The sequence below is a fragment of the Streptomyces sp. NPDC037421 genome, assembly GCF_055602105.1.
Genome location: NZ_JBVJWV010000005.1, coordinates 321,343 through 336,666, shown reverse-complemented (window position 1 = coordinate 336,666; position 15,324 = coordinate 321,343). Strand labels below are relative to the sequence as shown.

Below are 15,324 nucleotides of genomic sequence, written 5' to 3'. Positions count from 1 at the left end.
GGGTGGAGAAGCTGTTTGGCACAAGGCGGGGGGGAAGGAAAATGCCCGGGCGGGGCGGGTGGAGGGGGGTAGTGGGTTGGTGGCGCGCGGGGGGGGGGGCCGGGGGGGGGGGGGGGGGGGGCCGGGCGGCCCCCCACCCCCCATTTCGTTCTAGAAGAATGTTCCAGTCCTGTCCGGTGTCCTAGGCTGGCGGGATGGTGAAGCAACAGCGTGGCGCGGCCACGGTCGACCAGCTCCTGACCGCCGCCCTGCGCGTGTACGCCGAGTCCGGCCAGCAGGGTTTCACCGTGCAGTCCGTGACGGCGGCCAGCGGGGTCAGCCTCGGCAGCCTCTACCACCACTTCGGCAGCTTCGACGGGCTGGCCGCCGCCCTGTACATCCGCTGCATGGGCGAGCTGTTCGACGCGATGACGGCCGCCGTGCTGCGCTGTCGCACGGCCCGGACCGGCGTACGGGCCCTGGTGCGGGCCTATTTGGAGTTCACCCGGGAGCACCGGGACGCCGCGCTCTTCCTGCACGCCTCCGCCTACTCCGGCTACCTCGCGGGGCATGCGGCGGAGATCCAGGCGGCCAAGGAGGCGAAGCTCGGGCCGATGGCGGCGTGGGTGGGGGCCCGGATGGCGAAGGGCGAGATCCGGCCGATTCCGGGTCCGGTGGTCGAGGTGATGGTGATGGGCCCGCCGTGCGAGGCGGCCAAGCGGTGGCTGGCCAGTACGTACGAGATGGACCTCGACCAGGCCGTGAAGTACCTGCCGGATGTCATCTGGCGCTCCCTGGAGCCGTGACCGGGCTGGCGGGATCCGGCCGGGACCCCGGCTTGTTCTAGAAGATCTTTCTAGAAAAAACTTCCATATCCAGGGTCCGGAGCGTCAGACTCGGTGTCATGGCGCGCGGTCGCCGCGCCATGAGGCCGCCGCCCCTCCGGGTCCCACAGGGGAGGGCCCGGGGAGGCTGGTGGCCGAGGGGGTGCGGGTGCGGTGGGGCGGGAGCACCCTGGAGGGGTAGACCGACTGTGGAGGTGATCCGCCATGGCCACGCTCGCCGGGTGGCACGTGGAGCTGGAGTTCACCGAGGACGGCCACCGCACCAATGCGGCGGCCCTGCTCAGGCTCGGTGACGGCTGCGAGATGAGGGCGCGGGGCTACGCCATGCGCCACCCTTCCGACCCGGAGCAGCTGCGGGTCGGCGAGGAGATCGCGGGCTCGCGGGCTCTCATGGACCTCGCGTCCCAGCTGCTCCGGAAGGCGCACACGGAGATCGACGAGGCCACGGGCAAACACTCGTACCCGCTGACCCACTGACCGGCCCGCCGGCGCCCGCCCCTCCGCCCTAGCGGGTACGGACCCGGAAGAGGGTCACCGCGAGGGTGAGCGCCAGGGCGGTGATCCCCGCGCACCAGGCGAGGGCCGTCCAGGGGGTGCTGCCGGCGGGCTGGTCCAGCAGCAGGGCCCGCAGCGATTCGATGACCGGGGTCAGCGGCTGGTGCCCGGCGAAGCCGTGCAGCCAGGACGGCATGGTCTCGATCGGGACGAAGGCGCTGGAGGGGTAGGGCAGGAACATCATCAGGAAGGTGAACCCGCCCGCCGCCTCCGGGGTCTTGGCCAGCAGCCCCAGCGCCGCCGCGAGCCAGGAGATCGCCGTGATGTACGCGACGAGCAGCCCGGCGGCGGCCAGCAGGGCGAGCGGCCCGCCGGAGGGCCGGAAGCCGATGGCGAGGGCGACCAGCAGCACCAGCGTGGTGGAGAGCAGGTTCCGTACGACCGAGGCGGCGACGTGCCCGGCCAGGATGGGCACGCCCCCGACGTCGAGGGAGCGGAGGCGGTCGACGATGCCCTTGCTCATGTCGTCGGCCACGCTCACGGCGGTGCTCGCCGCGCCGAAGCCCGCGCACAGCAGCATCGCCCCGGGGACCACGTACGTCACGTACTCGGTGCCGGTGTCGATGGCCCCGCCGAAGAAGTAGACGAAGATCAGCATCAGCATGACCGGCAGCATCAGGGCGGCGATCAGCGCGTCCGGGCTGCGCCGGCTGATGCGCAGGCTGCGCCCGGCCATGGTGAGGGCGGTGGCGGTCATCGGGCTGCTCCCGTCAGGGCGAGGAAGACGTCGTCGAGGCTGGTGCTGCGGAGGGCGAAGCGGGCGACGGCGGTGCGGTCGGGGTCGAGTTCGTCGAGCAGGGCCCGCACCTGGGCGGCGGAGCCGTCGGTGGCGAGGCCCAGCGTCAGCTCGTCGGGCGCGTGGTGGACGGCGCGGGCGGCGAGGTCCTCGTAGGCGCGGCGGCTGGTCAGGGTGAGGTCGAGGCGGTGCCCGGCGACCCGGGTCTTCAGCTCGGCCGGGGTGCCCTCGGCGGCGATCCGCCCGGCGTCGAGTACGGCGACCCGGTCCGCGAGCCGGTCGGCCTCCTCCAGGTACTGGGTGGTGAGCAGGACGGTGGTGCCGTCGGAGCGCATTTCCCTTACGACGTCCCACAGTTCGAGGCGGCTGCGCGGGTCGAGACCGGTGGTGGGCTCGTCCAGGAAGAGCACCTCGGGCCGGCCGACGAGGCTCGCGGCGAGGTCCAGGCGCCGCCGCATCCCGCCGGAATAGGTCTTGGTGAGCGAGCCGGCGACCTCGGTCAGGCCGAAGCGCTCCAGGAGCTCACCGGCGCGCTCGCGGGCGTCGCGGGCGGACAGTCCGGCGAGCCGGGCCGTCATGCGCAGGGTCTCGCTGCCGGTCTGGAGGTCGTCCAGGGCCGCGAACTGCCCGGTCAGCGCGATGCGTGCGCGTACGAGGGCCCGTGCGCCGGTGATGTCGTGCCCGGCGACGCGCGCGGTCCCGGAGTCGGGCTCGGTGAGGGTGGCGAGGATGCGGACGGTGGTGGTCTTGCCGGCGCCGTTGGGGCCGAGCAGGGCGAGGACGGAGCCTCGCGGGACGGCCAGATCGAGGCCGTCGAGGACGCGGGTGCCGCCGTAGGACTTGGTCAGGGCGCGGGCGTACAGGGCGTGGTCGTTCACGGGTCATCCCTTCTGCGTATGGGTTACGCGCTTCTGTGTAAGTAATACACAGAACTAGGATGTGGGTCAACGAGCGAAGAGGGGAGGGGCGGCGATGGAGAAGGACCCGGCGGACGAAACCGGCCTCCCGCTGAGCCTGCAAATGGCCTGGGGCCTGCGCGAACGCCCCGGCAAGGGCCCGCGCCCCAGCCTCACCCTGCCGAAGATCGTCGACGCGGCCGTCGGCCTGGCCGCGGGCGAGGGCATGGACGCCGTCTCCATGGGTCGCGTGGCCAAGGAGCTGGGCGTTTCCACCATGTCCCTGTACCGCTACGTCACGGCGAAGGAAGAGCTGTACATCCTGATGTCCGAGGCGGGCGTCGGCACCCCGCCGCCGCTGCCGCCCGAGGCGGAGGGGTGGGGCTGGCGGGAGCTGCTGACCGACTGGGCCTACGCCCAGCGCACCCTGCTGATGACGAAGCCCTGGATCCTGCGCATCCCGCTCACCGCCCCGCCCGCCTCACCGAACCAGCTGGCCTGGATGGAACGCGGCCTCGACTCCATGGCCGGCACGGTCCTGGAGGAGGGCGAGAAGCTCTCGGCGATCATCCTGATCGGCGGGCTGGTGCGGAACGAGGCCACCATGGCCGCCGACATGATGGACGCGATCATCAAGGGCGGCCTCCCGCCGGACCAGGTCATGGGCCGGTACGTGAGCTCCCTGCGCCTGCTGACCGCCCCCGACACCCACCCCGCCCTGACGCGCCTGCTGGCCTCGGACGCCTTCGCCGGCTCCGGCGAACCCGACTTCCAGTTCCGCTTCGGCCTGAACCGGATCCTCGACGGCCTGGACCGCCTGATCGCGGAGCGCGAGGCCCCGCCGAGCGCGTAGCCGCCGACGGGTGCACGCTGGAAAGCAGCGGCCACGGAGGTGATCGTCATGAAGGATGCCGTCGGATGGCACGTCGACGTGCAGTTCCAGGAGGACAACGAACGCACCCGCGCAGCCGCCCTCGTCCGCCTGCCGGACGGGAGCGAGCTGCGCTCTCACGGCTATGCCAGCCGTCACCCCAGTGACGGCAATCAGCCCAGGGTGGGCGAGGAGCTCGCGGCGGCGCGCGCGCTCAACGATCTGAAGGATCAGTTGCTCACCAAGGCGCACGACGAGATCGACGGGGCGTCGGGACGCACGTCGTACCCGATCACGCGCTGACCCCGCCTGAGCGGCGCTACCGGCCGACCCAGCCGGTCAGCGCCGCCCAGCTCGCGGGGGCGAGGTCCAGGACGGGGCCGTCGGCGACCTTGGAGTCCCGGACGTGGACGGTGGCGGGGGTGGTGGCTACCTCGACGCACTGGCCGCCTTCGTCACCGCTGTAGCTGGACTTGAACCACTCCAGTGTGGTGCTCATAGCTCTCCTAGCAGGCGGTCCAACAGGCCCCGTGTCTGCTCGGTGTTGAGGGCCTGAGTTCGCAGCATCGCATACTTCCGCGCCAGGATGCTGACCTCATCCAGGTCGGAGATGAGGCGGCTGTCGCGTTGGCTCTCCGTGTAGCCAAAGTGCTGGTGGTCGGGGGTTTCCAGCAGCGTGAAGGGGCCGTTGAGACCCGCGTGGACCGGCTGCTCCAGAGGCATCACCTGGATCGAGACGTCCGGGAGTTCCGTGCAGGCGATGAGGTGAAGCAAGAGGTTCCCGTACACCTCTGTTCCGCCGATGCGGTGGCGGACCACCGGCTCCCAGATGACGAAACTCAGGGTGGGCGGCGTATTGCGGTGCAGGATTTCCCGGCGCGCCAGGCGGTCGGCGGTGAGTGCCCCGATTTCCTCCTCCCGGTAGGCAGGCACGCGGCACCTGAACACGGCCCGGGCGTACGCCTCCGTCTGGAGCAGGCCTGGTACGACCTGGTTGTCGTACCAGGACAGGGCGATCGCCGTGTACTCGCGGTCCATGTACTCCTCGGCCCACGGCGGTGTCGTGTCGAAGGCGGGCATTTCATTGGCCGCGACGGTCAGCGTGCCCGGCAGGCCCAGGTGCGAGTCCAGCAGCTCGGCGACGTTCGGCATGAGGGCGCGGCGGCCCTGTTCGATCGAGGCGATGGTTTCCTCGTCCACCCTGATCAGCGAGGCGAGCTGCTTCTGTGTCAGGCCCTTGGCGCTCCTGGCGGCGGCTACCTGCCTGCCGACCATCTTCATCGTCGTCGCATTGGCCCGCGGGCGCTTCTTTGGTGGCATGGCGATGGACTCCCCACCTCTGCACGTGGATTACCCCTCGCCGACCCGTACTCATCGCAGAGTACGGGTCGGCGCACTGTTACAAGCTAGTCACTCCGCGCCACCATCGTCCCGTGAATCTAAATACTCAACCCGGCCTGATGCGCGAGCGGTTGTTCCCCCGGGCCTTCCAAACGGTCGCCTCCGCACGGGCCTTCACCCGCGAGACCCTCACGACCTGGGACGTCCCCGACCGTCAGGCGGACATCGTGCTCTGCGTCAGCGAGCTGGCCACCAACGCCCTGCGGTACGGCGTCCCGCGCGGCCGCGCCTACCGCCTGCGGCTCCTGAACTTCGGCTGCTGCGTGCGCGTCGAGGTCCACGACAGCGGGCCCGGGCGGTCGCGGATCCTCGGGCGCCCGCCGGGGAACGGGCTGCGGATCGTCGGGGCCGTCTCCGACCTGTGGGGAGTGCTGCCCCGCTCGCCCGGCAAGGTCGTATGGGCCGAGTTCCGGTCCGGGGACTGCTAGTTTCGGCTGATCGGAAGATATGGCCGTAGGGGGATCAATGTCGCGTCCGTGGCGGTGGGTTGTGGTCGTGGCGGCCACCGGGATCGGGTTCCTGATCGCCTTCAAGGCCGGGCAGTGGGACCCCTTCGGCTGGTTCCCCGAGAAGGACTCCGACCGCGTCTCCGCCGCCGCCGGCTTCGGCGGGGCCATGGCCGCCGTCATCGCGCTGGTCGGCGGCTGGTGGGCCGGAGGCTCCGGTGGGGACGGCGGGAACTCCGTACGCCAGCGCGCCCGGGCATCCGGCACCTCCCAGATCACCCAGGACGGCGGTCGCACCGCCCCCGACCGGGTCGACCAGCAGGCCCGCGCCGACGGCGACTCCCGCATCCGGCAGCGCGGCGGCGGTGAGGCCGAGGAGCAGTCCTCGTGACGGCCGAGCAGCACGCCAGGGCGAGCGGCAACGCGCGGATCACCCAGATCGCCGGTGACCAGATCAACTACGCCCCCGGCGCCGGGCCCGCGCCCCGCGCCGGGCTCGGACTGCCCGAGGCGCCCCCCGTACTCCTCGGACGGGACGGGCCGGCCGAGGAGCTGATCGCCCTCCTCGCCGACGGCGGGCCCACGGTCGCCGTCGTCGCGGGCCTGGCCGGGGTCGGCAAGAGCGCGCTCGCCGTGGCGACCGCGCACCGGGCGGCGGAACTGGGCTGGTTCGGGGACAGGGTGTTCTTCCTGCGCCTGCGCGGCTACGCCCCCGGTGGCGGGGTCAGCGGGCCCGGCGCCGTGCGGGAGGTGCTGAGGCTCCTCGGGATCCGGGACGCGGACATGCCGGAGTCCCCGGACGGCCGGGCGGCGCTGTACCGGGGGCTGCTGGCGGAGTTCGCCCGGGCGGGGCAGCGGGTGCTGATCGTCGCCGACGACGCGGGCGAGGTGGCCCAGGTCCGGGACCTCGTACCGGCGCACCCCGTTCACCGCCTGCTCATCACCTCCCGGCACCGGCTCGTGCACCGGGACTTCGCGGCGCGGGTGGTGCCCCTGGGCGAGCTGGCACCCGGCCCGGCCGCCGAACTCCTCGCGGGGGCCGTGCTGCGCACCTGGCCGCAGGACCCCCGCCCGGCGGCGGAACCGGACGCCCTCGCGGAGGTAGCCGAACAGTGCGGGCGGCTGCCGCTGGCCCTGACTGTGGCGGGAGCGCTGCTGGCGGGCGACCCGGGACTCCCCGTAACGCAGCTGGCGGCCCAGCTGGCCGACGCCCGCACCAGGCTGGCGAAGCTGGACTCGGAGCTGGACGACGGCGTCCGGGCGGCGTTCGACCTCTCCTACGGGCGGCTCCGGGAGGACCAGGCACGCGTCTTCCGCCTGCTGACGGTGAACCCGGGCCCGGACTGCTCAACGGCGTACGCCGTACTGCTGACCCGCGAGGGCCCCGCCGACCTGCGGCCGAAGCTGGCGGCACTCGTAGGGGCCTCCCTGCTGGCGGAGGAGCCGGTCGGCTCGGGCCGCTGGCGGATGCACGACCTGGTCCGGCTGTACGCGCGGGAGAGGGGGGAGGAACGCGCGGGGCAGGACGGCCGGGACGAGGCGGTCGACACCCTGTTGGGGTGCTTGCTCACCCAGGCGGAGGTGGCGCGGCACGTCCTTGGTTTGGACGTGCCGCCGACGGCGGGGCCGCACCTGCCGTCGATGGAGGAGGTCCGGAAATGGCTCGCTGACGAACGCGCACTGCTTGTCGCCGCAGTGGGTTTCGCCATCGAGGCCGGACGGCCGGAGACAGCCGTTGAACTGGGCACGCGCTTGATGTCCTACCTCCAGATCTACCGCTACGGACAGGACGCGCTGACGGTGGCGCGCAAGGTCCTCGCGGCCACGGAGGGCAGGGGGAGTGCGCAGGACGTCGGGGGGCGGCTGTACGACCTCGGTCTCGCGCTGGTGGCGGTGGACCAGCCGGCAGAGGCGGAAGGGCCACTCACACGGGCACTGGCGGTGTTCCGTGAGAACTCCCTGCGGATGCTGGAAGGCAAGGCCCTGAACATGTTGGGCAGCATGTACGCGGCGACGGAACGGTGGGCGGAGGCGGAGCAGCTGAAGCGAGAGGCCCTCGAGATCCTCCGGGAGGAAGGGATCCGGCATGCAGAGGGCACCGTGCTGTCGGGCCTCGCCCGGATCTACGAAGAGACGGGGCGCCTGGACGACGCCATCGCGACCATGCGGCAGTCGGTCTCCCTCATGAAGGCACTGGACGACCCCCACCGGGAGGTGGCCGCGCTGAACTCCCTTGCGGACGTGCTCTGGCGGGCCGGACGGCTGGAAGAGTCCGCGGACGTACGGGAGCAGGCGGTCGACACCCACCGGGAGTTCGGCAACCGGAAGCAGGCGGCGCGGACGCTGACCGCCCTCGCGGAGTCGCTGATCGAGCTGGGGCGGTACGAGGACGCCGGGGCGCGGTACGAGGAGGCACTCGACGCCGTCGCGGAGGAGCGGGAACCGTACCGCCAGGGGATGATCCTGGGCAACCTGGGCCTGCTCCACCGCCGCGCCGGCCGCCTGGAACGGGCGAGGGGAGCGCTGGAGCGGGCCTGCGGGCTCCTCGCGGAGGCGGGGGACCGGGGCAGCGAGGCCGCCTTCGCGGGCGCGCTGGGCCTGACGCTGCACGCCCTGGACCGGCACGCGGACGCCGCCGATGCCTTCGAGCGGGCGGCGGAACTGCACGCGGGGCTCGGCGACACCGAACGGGAGGCGGTGGCCCGGGCGTCCGCCGCCGAGCTGCGGGGGCAGCCGGACCCTCCCCGCCGCCGGTGGCGGCGCAAGCGGGGCCGTCAGTCGCCCCCGCCGCCCCCGCAGGACGAGTCGCCGCCGCAGCCGTAGAAGCTTCCGCCGTCGCCCTGCGGCCGTCGCCCGCCGCCCGGACGTCCGCGGTCGGTCCAGATGCCGACGGCCACCAGCGCGAGCACGATCCCGATGACGACCACCACTCCCACGGCTTCCCCCGTTCGCTCGGCGTGCGAGGGAGAGCCCCGCACCCCGAGCAGTGTCACAGCCCCCGGTCACGGCCCCGGGGCTGCCCCCTCCGCTGGTTGGCGACGCTGCTCATCCGTGGCAGCCGGATGGCCCGACTGGTACGGTAATCCCGTACGACTCCGTACTGGGAGGTGAGCCCGGTGCCGATCTCGGCGAACGAGGCCCGGCAGCGTTTCTACCCGCTGATCCGGCAGGTCAACGAGGACCACGTGCCGATAGAGGTCACCTCCCGGGAGCACGGCGACGTGGTGATCATGTCCGCCGAGGACTTCCGGTCCTGGCAGGAGACCGTCTACCTGCTGCGCTCGCCGCGCAACGCGCAGATCCTCATGGAGTCCATCGCGGAACTGGACGCCGGCCACGGCCAGGCCAGGGAGCTGATCGGCGAGGACGGGGACGAAGCCGAGGGGTCCGCTGAGTGAAGGCCGTCTTCTCGGGGCGGGCCTGGGAGCAGTACACGTACTGGGCGACGGCCGACCCGAAGGTCCTCAAGAGGATCAACCGGCTGATCAAGGAGATCCAGCGCACGCCGTTCGAGGGTGCCGGCAAGCCGGAGCCGCTCAAGGAGAACCTGTCGGGGTGGTGGTCCCGGCGGATCACCGACGAGCACCGACTGGTGTACCGCGTGAGGGACGGGGCCGTCGAGGTCGCCCAGGCCCGCTACCACTACTGAGTTCCCGAGACGCGCGCCGCCCTGAGTGAAGGGGCGGCGCGCGTCCACAGCCTGGGGACGGACCTAGGCCGGGTCCTCCGGCATCGACGCCGTGATGACGGAGAACGCGCCGCCCTGGGGGTCGGCCAGGACCGCCATGCGGCCCGCGACCATGTCGAAGGCCGGGGCCAGGACCGTCGCGCCCGCGCGGACGGCGGCGGCCTGGACGTCGTCCACGCTGTCCACGTGGAAGTACGGCTGCCAGTGCGGCGGCACGCCCGGCGGCAGCTTGCTCATGTCCATCATCCCGCCCACCGCGCGGTCGTTGACCTTGAACTCGACGTACCCCTCGGCGCCTTCCATCTCCGAACGCGCCGTCGTCACCGGCAGGATCGAGGAGTAGAACGCGGACGCCCCCGCCAGGTCGGGCGTGGTGAGCTCGTTCCAGATCAGCGCGCCGTGCTCGTTGACGATGCCCGCCCCGTCGAACGTGCCGGGCTGCCACAGCCCGACGACGGCGCCGGCGGGGTCGGAGATCACGGCCATCCGGCCGAGGTCCATGACGTCCATCGGGCCCATCACGACCGTGCCGCCCGCGTCGGTGACGGACTTGACCGTCGAGTCGATGCTGTCCGTCGCCAGGTACGTCGTCCACACCGTCGGCGGCAGCGGGTCCGGCACCGTGCCGTCCGGGTTCATCGCCTTCATGATCCCGGCGACCGGCTTCCCCTTGAGGGTGCAGACGGAGTAGCCGCCCGTCTCCGCCGGGCCGACCTCTCCCTGCCAGCCGAAGAGGTCGCAGTAGAAGTCGAGCGCCGCCTGCTGGTCGGGGACCATCAGGTCGATCCAGCACGGGGTGCCGGGCTTGTAGGGGCCGTTCATGTCGGGCACGGATGCCTCCGTCGGTGGTGCTGGGGCTGGACGGGCCATCCCCTACCCGGCCCCGGCGGCCGGAATCGGGCCGTACGGGTGACCGGCCCTCACCGCGCCCGCGCCAGCCGGGCCGCCGCCCAGCCGAAGCCCAGGCACACCGGGGTGTACACCGCGAGGTTGAGGGCGTGGAAGGGGCTGTCCGGCGGGCTGTCGAGGAGCCCGGCGGCCCAGCCCAGGCCCGCGAGGCCGCGTACGGCCAGGCCCGCGGCCACCGCGCCCGTGACGGCCCGCGTCAGGCGCCCGCCGCGGCCGTACCCGTGCGTGAGGACCCCCGCCCCGGCGGCCAGCGTCAGCGCGGCCAGCGGCAGGACCACGGGCGGCCCGAAGGAGACCTCCGTGCCGAGCACGGCCAACGACAGGGCCCGCTCCCCGGAGGCGGGCCAGGTGGCGCCGGTGGCCCAGTACAGGTGGACGAGGCCGTCGGCCCCCAGCAGCCCCGCCACCGCGATCGCGGCCCGCCGCCGCGCCGTGCCGTGCATGCCGTCCATGTGTGTTCCCCCTCCGCCGTGCCGCGCCCTGACACACCGAAGAGGCCCGGCCCTGCGGGGACGTTCCCCGTGAGCCCCGTCACGCCACTTGCCAGCAAAATGCTGGCATTGCGACTAATCTTGTCGCATGGCCACTCTCTACGTGCGTGATCTGTCCGACGAGGCGCTCGCCGAGCTGAAGATTCGGGCCGCCCGCAACCGCCAGTCCCTCCAGGCCTACGCCCGCACCCTGCTGGAGGAAGAGGCCGCCAGCCCCTCGATCGAGGACGTCGTCACCAGGATCCGGTCGCGCGTGTCGGCGCGGCTCAGCACGGACGATGTGCTCGCGGACCTGGACGCGGGACGGCGGCGCGAATGATCGTGATCGACGCGAGCGCGGTCGTCATGCTGGTCGCCGACGCGGGACCGGTCGGCGAGGCGCTGCGTGAGCGGGCCCTGGGCGAACGCCTCGCGGCCCCGCACCTGCTCGACGTGGAAGTCGTGCACGCGCTGCTCGGCCGTCACAGGGGCGGCAGGCTCACGGACGGCCAGCTGGACGCCGCATGGGACGACTTCACGGCACTGCCGGTCCGGCGGATGGAGCACGTGCCGGTCCTGCCCCGGGTGCGCGAGCTGTACGCGAACCTCTCCGCGTATGACGCGACGTACGTCGCCCTCGCGGAAGGGCTCCAGGTCCCGCTCGTCACCTGCGACGCGAGGATCGCCCGCTCGGGCAGCCCCCACTGCAAGGTCGAGGTCTTCGGCACGGCATAGCGGACGGCCCCCGCCTCCCGGAGGGGAGACGGGGGCCGCCGGGCGGTGCGTCAGAGCTTCTCGGGGGTGCGGATGCCGAGGAGGGACATGCCCTTGGTCAGGGTGCGGGCGGTCAGGTCGCACAGGAACAGGCGGTTCTCGACCTGCTCCGGGGTGTCGGCCTTGAGGACCGGGCACTCGGCGTAGAACGTCGTGTACAGCGAGGCCAGCTGGTACAGGTACGCGGCCAGCTTGTGCGGGGCGTATTCGGCGGCGGCCTCCGCGAGCAGCGCGCCGAAGCCGTCCAGGTGCAGGCCCAGGGCTCGCTCGGAGGCCGTCAGCTCCAGCTCGGGGTGGGCGGCCGGGCGGGCCTCGCCCGCCTTGCGCAGGATCGACTGGATGCGCGCGTACGCGTACTGGAGGTACACGGACGTGTCACCGGTCAGCGAGACCATCTGGTCCAGGTCGAACTTGTAGTCGCGCGCGGCGGAGGTGGAGAGGTCCGCGTACTTCACCGCGCCGATGCCCACCTGGGCGGCGCGCTCGGCGATCTCCTCCTCCGTGAGGTCCTGGGCCTTCTCGCGGACGACCGCGGCGGCCCGCTCCACCGCCTCGTCCAGGAGGTCGACCAGCCGGACCGTCTCGCCCTCACGGGTCTTGAACGGCTTGCCGTCCTTGCCGAGGACCGTGCCGAAGGCCAGCTGCACGGCCTTGACGTCCTCGTTCAGCCAGCCGGCCCGGCGGGCCGTCTCGAAGACCATCTTGAAGTGCAGCGACTGCCGCGCGTCCACCACGTAGATCAGGCTGGTGGCCGCCAGGTCGGAGACGCGGTTGCGGATCGCGGAGAGGTCGGTGGCGGCGTAGCCGAAGCCGCCGTCGGACTTCTGGACGATCAGCGGGGTCGGGTTGCCGTCCGGGCCCTTGTACTCGTCGAAGAACACGCACAGCGCGCCGTTGGAGCGGACGGCGACGCCCGACTCCTCCAGCAGCTTGCAGGTCTCGACCAGCATGTCGTTGTAGCCGGACTCGCCGACGACGTCGGGGTCCTGGATGTCCATGTCCAGCTTGTTGAAGACGGAGTAGAAGTAGATCTTCGACTCGTCGACGAACCGCTGCCACAGCGCCAGGGTCTCCGGGTCGCCCGCCTGGAGGTCCACCACCCGGGCCCGGGCGCGCGTCTTGAACTCCTCGTCGGAGTCGAAGAGGGCGCGCGAGGCCTTGTAGAGGCGGTTGAGGTTGGACATGGCCTCCTCGCCGGAGGTCTCCTCGTCCCCGCCCTCGTGGTCGAGCTCGTGCGGGTGCTCCAGCAGGTACTGGATGAGCATGCCGAACTGGGTGCCCCAGTCGCCGATGTGGTGGCGGCGGATGACCTTCTCGCCCGTGAACTCCAGGATCTCCACCATCGCCGCGCCGATCACGGCGGACCGCAGGTGGCCGACGTGCATCTCCTTGGCCACGTTCGGCTGCGCGTAGTCGATCACCGTGGTGCCGGCGGACGCGTTCAGCGGCACGCCGAGCCGGTCGTCGGCCGCGCGGGCGGCCAGCGTCCTGATGATCGCCTCGTCGGAGACGGTGATGTTGAGGAAGCCGGGGCCGGAGACCTCGACGTCCTTGATCACACCACCCTTGTCCAGGCCGTCGAGCACGGTGGCGGCCAGCTCGCGCGGGTTGGCCTTGGCCTTCTTCGCGAGCGCCAGGATGCCGTTGGCCTGGAAGTCGGCCCGGTCGCTTCGTCGCAGCAGCGGGTCGGCGGCACCGGCCTCCGGCAGGGCGGAGGCGAGGGCGTCCGAGACGCGCTGTTCGACGGAAGAAGCGAGGGAAGGGACCGAGGCCATGAGCTGCCGTTCCTGTGAGGTGGCACGTACGCGTGCACTTGGGTGTTCCGACAAGTGCCGAGTATCCCACGCGGAGGGTGCCCGTTTCCCGGCATATAGCCGCGCGTACCAATGGGCGGAAGCAACCCCGGAGCGGCCCCTTCCGTCTGGGAGAATGGCCATAGCCAGCATTCGAGATAGAAGGACGTGTCGTGGCTCAGAGCGCGCAGAGCAGCAGCACAGAGACCGACTGGGTCTCCCGTTTCGCGGACGAGGTCATCGCCGAGGCGGAGCGCCGGGCCCCGGGCAAAGCCATTGTCGTCGCGTCCGGACTCTCCCCGTCCGGCCCGATCCACCTGGGCAACCTGCGCGAGGTCATGACCCCGCACCTGGTCGCGGACGAGATCCGCCGCCGGGGCCACGAGGTCCGCCACCTCATCTCCTGGGACGACTACGACCGCTACCGCAAGGTCCCCAAGGGCATCCCCGGTGTCACCGAGGAGTCCCACGCCCAGCACATCGGCCGGCCGCTGACCGCCGTGCCCGCGCCCGAGGGTTCCCCGTACCCGAACTGGGCCGAGCACTTCAAGGCCGCCATGGTCGACTCCCTGGCCGAGCTGGGCGTCGAGTACGACCCCATCAGCCAGACCGAGCAGTACACCTCCGGCGCCTACCGCGAGCAGGTGCTGTTCGCGATGAAGCACCGCGGCGACATCGACGCCGTCCTCGCCCAGTACCGCACCAAGCAGAAGCCGGGCGGCAAGAAGCCCCAGCAGAAGCAGGTCGACGAGGCCGAGCTGGAGGCCGCCGAGGGCTCCGGCGCGGCCGGCGAGGACGACGGCAGCGCCGAGGGCGCGGAGTACTTCCCGTACAAGCCGTACTGCGGCGCGTGCAACAAGGACTTCACCAAGGTCACCGCGTACGACGACGAGACCACCGAGCTGACCTACGTCTGCACGGAGGACGAGTTCACCGAGACCGTCAAGCTGTCGGAGTTCAACCGAGGCAAGCTGGTCTGGAAGGTCGACTGGCCGATGCGCTGGGCGTACGAGGGCGTCGTCTTCGAGCCCTCCGGCGTCGACCACTCCTCCCCGGGTTCGTCGTTCCAGGTCGGCGGTCAGGTCGTCGGCCTCTTCGGCGGCGAGCAGCCCATCGGCCCGATGTACGCCTTCGTCGGCATCTCCGGCATGGCGAAGATGTCCTCCAGCAAGGGCGGGGTCCCCACCCCGGCCGACGCGCTGAAGATCATGGAGCCGCAGCTGCTGCGCTGGCTGTACGCGCGCCGCCGCCCGAACCAGTCCTTCAAGATCGCCTTCGACCAGGAGATCCAGCGCCTGTACGACGAGTGGGACAAGCTGGAGGCCAAGGTCGCCGACGGCTCCGTGCTGCCGGCCGACGCCGCCGCGCACGCCCGCGCCGTGCGCGTCGCCTCCCACGAACTGCCCCGCACCCCACGTCCGATGCCCTACCGCACCCTCGCGTCGGTCGTCGACATCACCGCCGGGCACGACGAGCAGACCCTGCGCATCCTCTCCGACCTGGACCCGTCGCAGCCGCTGACCTCCCTCGACGAGGTACGGCCGCGCCTGGACCGCGCCGAGAACTGGATCACCACCCAGGTCCCGGCCGACCAGCGCACCCTGGTCCGCGAGGACGCCGACACCGAGCTGCTGTCCTCCCTGGACGAGGCCGGGCGCGAGTCCCTGCGGCTGCTGCTGGAGGGCCTCGACTCGCACTGGTCGCTGGACGGGCTCACCACCCTCGTCTACGGCGTCCCGAAGGTCATGGCCGGACTGGAGCCCGACGCCAAGCCGACGCCCGAGCTGAAGGTCGCCCAGCGCGAGTTCTTCGCCCTGCTGTACCGCCTGCTCGTGACCCGGGAGACCGGCCCGCGCCTGCCCACGCTGCTGCTGGCGGTCGGGGCGGAGCGGGTGCGCAAGCTGCTCGCCGCCTGATCCCGCGCGGCCGCGCACGAGGAAGGGCCCGCACCCCCAGGGGTG

The 15,324-nt window shown here is 71.8% G+C and carries 20 protein-coding genes; 12 read left to right on the top strand and 8 right to left on the bottom strand.

The window, feature by feature from the left end; genetic code table 11:
- Positions 1–194 precede the first annotated feature (194 nt).
- Positions 195–785, top strand: coding sequence for a TetR/AcrR family transcriptional regulator (locus ACZ7IF_RS10880; RefSeq protein WP_470966649.1), 591 nt, complete (start codon positions 195–197; stop codon positions 783–785).
- A 243-nt stretch (positions 786–1,028) separates the two neighbouring features.
- Positions 1,029–1,301, top strand: coding sequence for a DUF1876 domain-containing protein (locus ACZ7IF_RS10875; protein ID WP_470966645.1), 273 nt, complete (start codon positions 1,029–1,031; stop codon positions 1,299–1,301).
- A 28-nt stretch (positions 1,302–1,329) separates the two neighbouring features.
- Here the strand turns inward: ACZ7IF_RS10875 and ACZ7IF_RS10870 are convergent, their stop codons facing one another.
- Together ACZ7IF_RS10870 and ACZ7IF_RS10865 are read right to left on the bottom strand one after the other, a co-directional pair.
- The gene (locus tag ACZ7IF_RS10870; RefSeq protein ID WP_470966642.1) at positions 1,330–2,076 is read right to left on the bottom strand and encodes an ABC transporter permease; all 747 of its coding nucleotides are present in this window, start codon (positions 2,074–2,076) and stop codon (positions 1,330–1,332) included.
- Positions 2,073–2,993, bottom strand: coding sequence for an ATP-binding cassette domain-containing protein (locus ACZ7IF_RS10865; protein WP_470966637.1), 921 nt, complete (start codon positions 2,991–2,993; stop codon positions 2,073–2,075). Before ACZ7IF_RS10865 ends, ACZ7IF_RS10870 begins: the two co-directional genes overlap by 4 nt.
- Positions 2,994–3,087: 94 nt before the next feature.
- Here ACZ7IF_RS10865 and ACZ7IF_RS10860 point away from each other — a divergent pair, with 94 nt between their 5' ends.
- Entirely contained in the window at positions 3,088–3,864 is a 777-nt protein-coding gene (locus tag ACZ7IF_RS10860) for a TetR/AcrR family transcriptional regulator (RefSeq protein ID WP_470966632.1), read from the top strand.
- Between the two features lie 48 nt (positions 3,865–3,912).
- A complete protein-coding gene (locus ACZ7IF_RS10855) occupies positions 3,913–4,185 on the top strand; it encodes a DUF1876 domain-containing protein (protein ID WP_470966628.1) in 273 nt (90 codons plus the stop codon).
- Between the two features lie 16 nt (positions 4,186–4,201).
- Here ACZ7IF_RS10855 and ACZ7IF_RS10850 read toward each other — a convergent pair whose 3' ends face one another.
- A complete protein-coding gene (locus ACZ7IF_RS10850; RefSeq protein ID WP_470966624.1) occupies positions 4,202–4,381 on the bottom strand; it encodes a DUF397 domain-containing protein in 180 nt (59 codons plus the stop codon).
- Positions 4,378–5,202 carry a helix-turn-helix domain-containing protein gene (locus ACZ7IF_RS10845; RefSeq protein ID WP_470966620.1) on the bottom strand — a complete coding sequence of 275 codons (825 nt, stop codon included), beginning with the start codon at positions 5,200–5,202 and terminating at the stop codon, positions 4,378–4,380. The genes ACZ7IF_RS10850 and ACZ7IF_RS10845 overlap by 4 nt, the downstream gene beginning before the upstream one ends.
- Before the next feature lie 140 nt (positions 5,203–5,342).
- On the opposite strand from ACZ7IF_RS10845, the gene ACZ7IF_RS10840 reads away from it, so the two are divergent.
- The 3 genes from ACZ7IF_RS10840 to ACZ7IF_RS10830 are packed head-to-tail and all read left to right on the top strand — an operon-like array spanning position 5,343 to position 8,552.
- Positions 5,343–5,711, top strand: coding sequence for an ATP-binding protein (locus ACZ7IF_RS10840; protein WP_470966617.1), 369 nt, complete (start codon positions 5,343–5,345; stop codon positions 5,709–5,711).
- 37 nt (positions 5,712–5,748) lie between these two features.
- Positions 5,749–6,120 carry a hypothetical protein gene (locus ACZ7IF_RS10835; RefSeq protein WP_470966614.1) on the top strand — a complete coding sequence of 124 codons (372 nt, stop codon included), beginning with the start codon at positions 5,749–5,751 and terminating at the stop codon, positions 6,118–6,120.
- Complete coding sequence (locus tag ACZ7IF_RS10830; RefSeq protein ID WP_470966611.1) at positions 6,117–8,552, top strand: ATP-binding protein; 2,436 nt, start codon at positions 6,117–6,119, stop codon at positions 8,550–8,552. Before ACZ7IF_RS10835 ends, ACZ7IF_RS10830 begins: the two co-directional genes overlap by 4 nt.
- Here ACZ7IF_RS10830 and ACZ7IF_RS10825 read toward each other — a convergent pair.
- On the bottom strand, positions 8,504–8,707 hold the full coding sequence (locus tag ACZ7IF_RS10825; RefSeq protein WP_470966606.1) for a hypothetical protein: 204 nt from the start codon (positions 8,705–8,707) through the stop codon (positions 8,504–8,506). The genes ACZ7IF_RS10830 and ACZ7IF_RS10825 overlap by 49 nt on opposite strands.
- Before the next feature lie 138 nt (positions 8,708–8,845).
- On the opposite strand from ACZ7IF_RS10825, the gene ACZ7IF_RS10820 reads away from it, so the two are divergent.
- Positions 8,846–9,127 (top strand): type II toxin-antitoxin system Phd/YefM family antitoxin, encoded by a 282-nt coding sequence (locus ACZ7IF_RS10820; protein ID WP_470966602.1) that lies wholly within the window; start codon positions 8,846–8,848, stop codon positions 9,125–9,127.
- Positions 9,124–9,378, top strand: coding sequence for a Txe/YoeB family addiction module toxin (locus ACZ7IF_RS10815; protein WP_470966599.1), 255 nt, complete (start codon positions 9,124–9,126; stop codon positions 9,376–9,378). The genes ACZ7IF_RS10820 and ACZ7IF_RS10815 overlap by 4 nt, the downstream gene beginning before the upstream one ends.
- A 63-nt stretch (positions 9,379–9,441) precedes the next feature.
- On the opposite strand, the gene ACZ7IF_RS10810 is transcribed toward ACZ7IF_RS10815, so the two are convergent.
- Positions 9,442–10,239, bottom strand: coding sequence for a VOC family protein (locus ACZ7IF_RS10810; protein WP_470966809.1), 798 nt, complete (start codon positions 10,237–10,239; stop codon positions 9,442–9,444).
- Positions 10,240–10,337: 98 nt separating this feature from the next.
- A complete protein-coding gene (locus tag ACZ7IF_RS10805) occupies positions 10,338–10,778 on the bottom strand; it encodes a DUF3995 domain-containing protein (RefSeq protein WP_470966596.1) in 441 nt (146 codons plus the stop codon).
- A 127-nt stretch (positions 10,779–10,905) separates the two neighbouring features.
- On the opposite strand from ACZ7IF_RS10805, the gene ACZ7IF_RS10800 reads away from it, so the two are divergent.
- Both ACZ7IF_RS10800 and ACZ7IF_RS10795 read left to right on the top strand, forming a co-directional pair.
- Entirely contained in the window at positions 10,906–11,136 is a 231-nt protein-coding gene (locus tag ACZ7IF_RS10800; RefSeq protein ID WP_470966592.1) for a FitA-like ribbon-helix-helix domain-containing protein, read from the top strand.
- Positions 11,133–11,531, top strand: a complete 399-nt coding sequence (locus ACZ7IF_RS10795; protein WP_470966588.1) for a type II toxin-antitoxin system VapC family toxin — start codon at positions 11,133–11,135, stop codon at positions 11,529–11,531. The genes ACZ7IF_RS10800 and ACZ7IF_RS10795 overlap by 4 nt, the downstream gene beginning before the upstream one ends.
- A gap of 50 nt (positions 11,532–11,581) precedes the next feature.
- On the opposite strand, the gene argS is transcribed toward ACZ7IF_RS10795, so the two are convergent.
- Positions 11,582–13,345, bottom strand: a complete 1,764-nt coding sequence (argS, locus tag ACZ7IF_RS10790) for an arginine--tRNA ligase (protein WP_470966584.1) — start codon at positions 13,343–13,345, stop codon at positions 11,582–11,584.
- Between the two features lie 191 nt (positions 13,346–13,536).
- On the opposite strand from argS, the gene lysS reads away from it, so the two are divergent.
- Positions 13,537–15,279: a lysine--tRNA ligase gene (gene lysS, locus ACZ7IF_RS10785; protein WP_470966581.1), complete on the top strand. Its 1,743-nt coding sequence runs from the start codon at positions 13,537–13,539 to the stop codon at positions 15,277–15,279.
- Positions 15,280–15,324: the final 45 nt, after the last annotated feature.

Excerpts from the sequence above, each read along its gene's own strand:
- ACZ7IF_RS10880 (WP_470966649.1), top strand. The coding sequence starts at position 195 with ATGGTGAAGCAACAGCGTGGCGCGGCCACGGTCGACCAGCTCCTGACC.
- ACZ7IF_RS10845 (WP_470966620.1), bottom strand. The coding sequence starts at position 5,202 with ATGCCACCAAAGAAGCGCCCGCGGGCCAATGCGACGACGATGAAGATG.
- ACZ7IF_RS10860 (WP_470966632.1), top strand. The coding sequence starts at position 3,088 with ATGGAGAAGGACCCGGCGGACGAAACCGGCCTCCCGCTGAGCCTGCAA.
- ACZ7IF_RS10870 (WP_470966642.1), bottom strand. The coding sequence starts at position 2,076 with ATGACCGCCACCGCCCTCACCATGGCCGGGCGCAGCCTGCGCATCAGC.
- ACZ7IF_RS10805 (WP_470966596.1), bottom strand. The coding sequence starts at position 10,778 with ATGGACGGCATGCACGGCACGGCGCGGCGGCGGGCCGCGATCGCGGTG.
- ACZ7IF_RS10850 (WP_470966624.1), bottom strand. The coding sequence starts at position 4,381 with ATGAGCACCACACTGGAGTGGTTCAAGTCCAGCTACAGCGGTGACGAA.
- ACZ7IF_RS10800 (WP_470966592.1), top strand. The coding sequence starts at position 10,906 with ATGGCCACTCTCTACGTGCGTGATCTGTCCGACGAGGCGCTCGCCGAG.
- ACZ7IF_RS10855 (WP_470966628.1), top strand. The coding sequence starts at position 3,913 with ATGAAGGATGCCGTCGGATGGCACGTCGACGTGCAGTTCCAGGAGGAC.
- ACZ7IF_RS10810 (WP_470966809.1), bottom strand. The coding sequence starts at position 10,239 with ATGAACGGCCCCTACAAGCCCGGCACCCCGTGCTGGATCGACCTGATG.
- argS (WP_470966584.1), bottom strand. The coding sequence starts at position 13,345 with ATGGCCTCGGTCCCTTCCCTCGCTTCTTCCGTCGAACAGCGCGTCTCG.
- ACZ7IF_RS10840 (WP_470966617.1), top strand. The coding sequence starts at position 5,343 with ATGCGCGAGCGGTTGTTCCCCCGGGCCTTCCAAACGGTCGCCTCCGCA.
- ACZ7IF_RS10875 (WP_470966645.1), top strand. The coding sequence starts at position 1,029 with ATGGCCACGCTCGCCGGGTGGCACGTGGAGCTGGAGTTCACCGAGGAC.
- ACZ7IF_RS10835 (WP_470966614.1), top strand. The coding sequence starts at position 5,749 with ATGTCGCGTCCGTGGCGGTGGGTTGTGGTCGTGGCGGCCACCGGGATC.
- ACZ7IF_RS10795 (WP_470966588.1), top strand. The coding sequence starts at position 11,133 with ATGATCGTGATCGACGCGAGCGCGGTCGTCATGCTGGTCGCCGACGCG.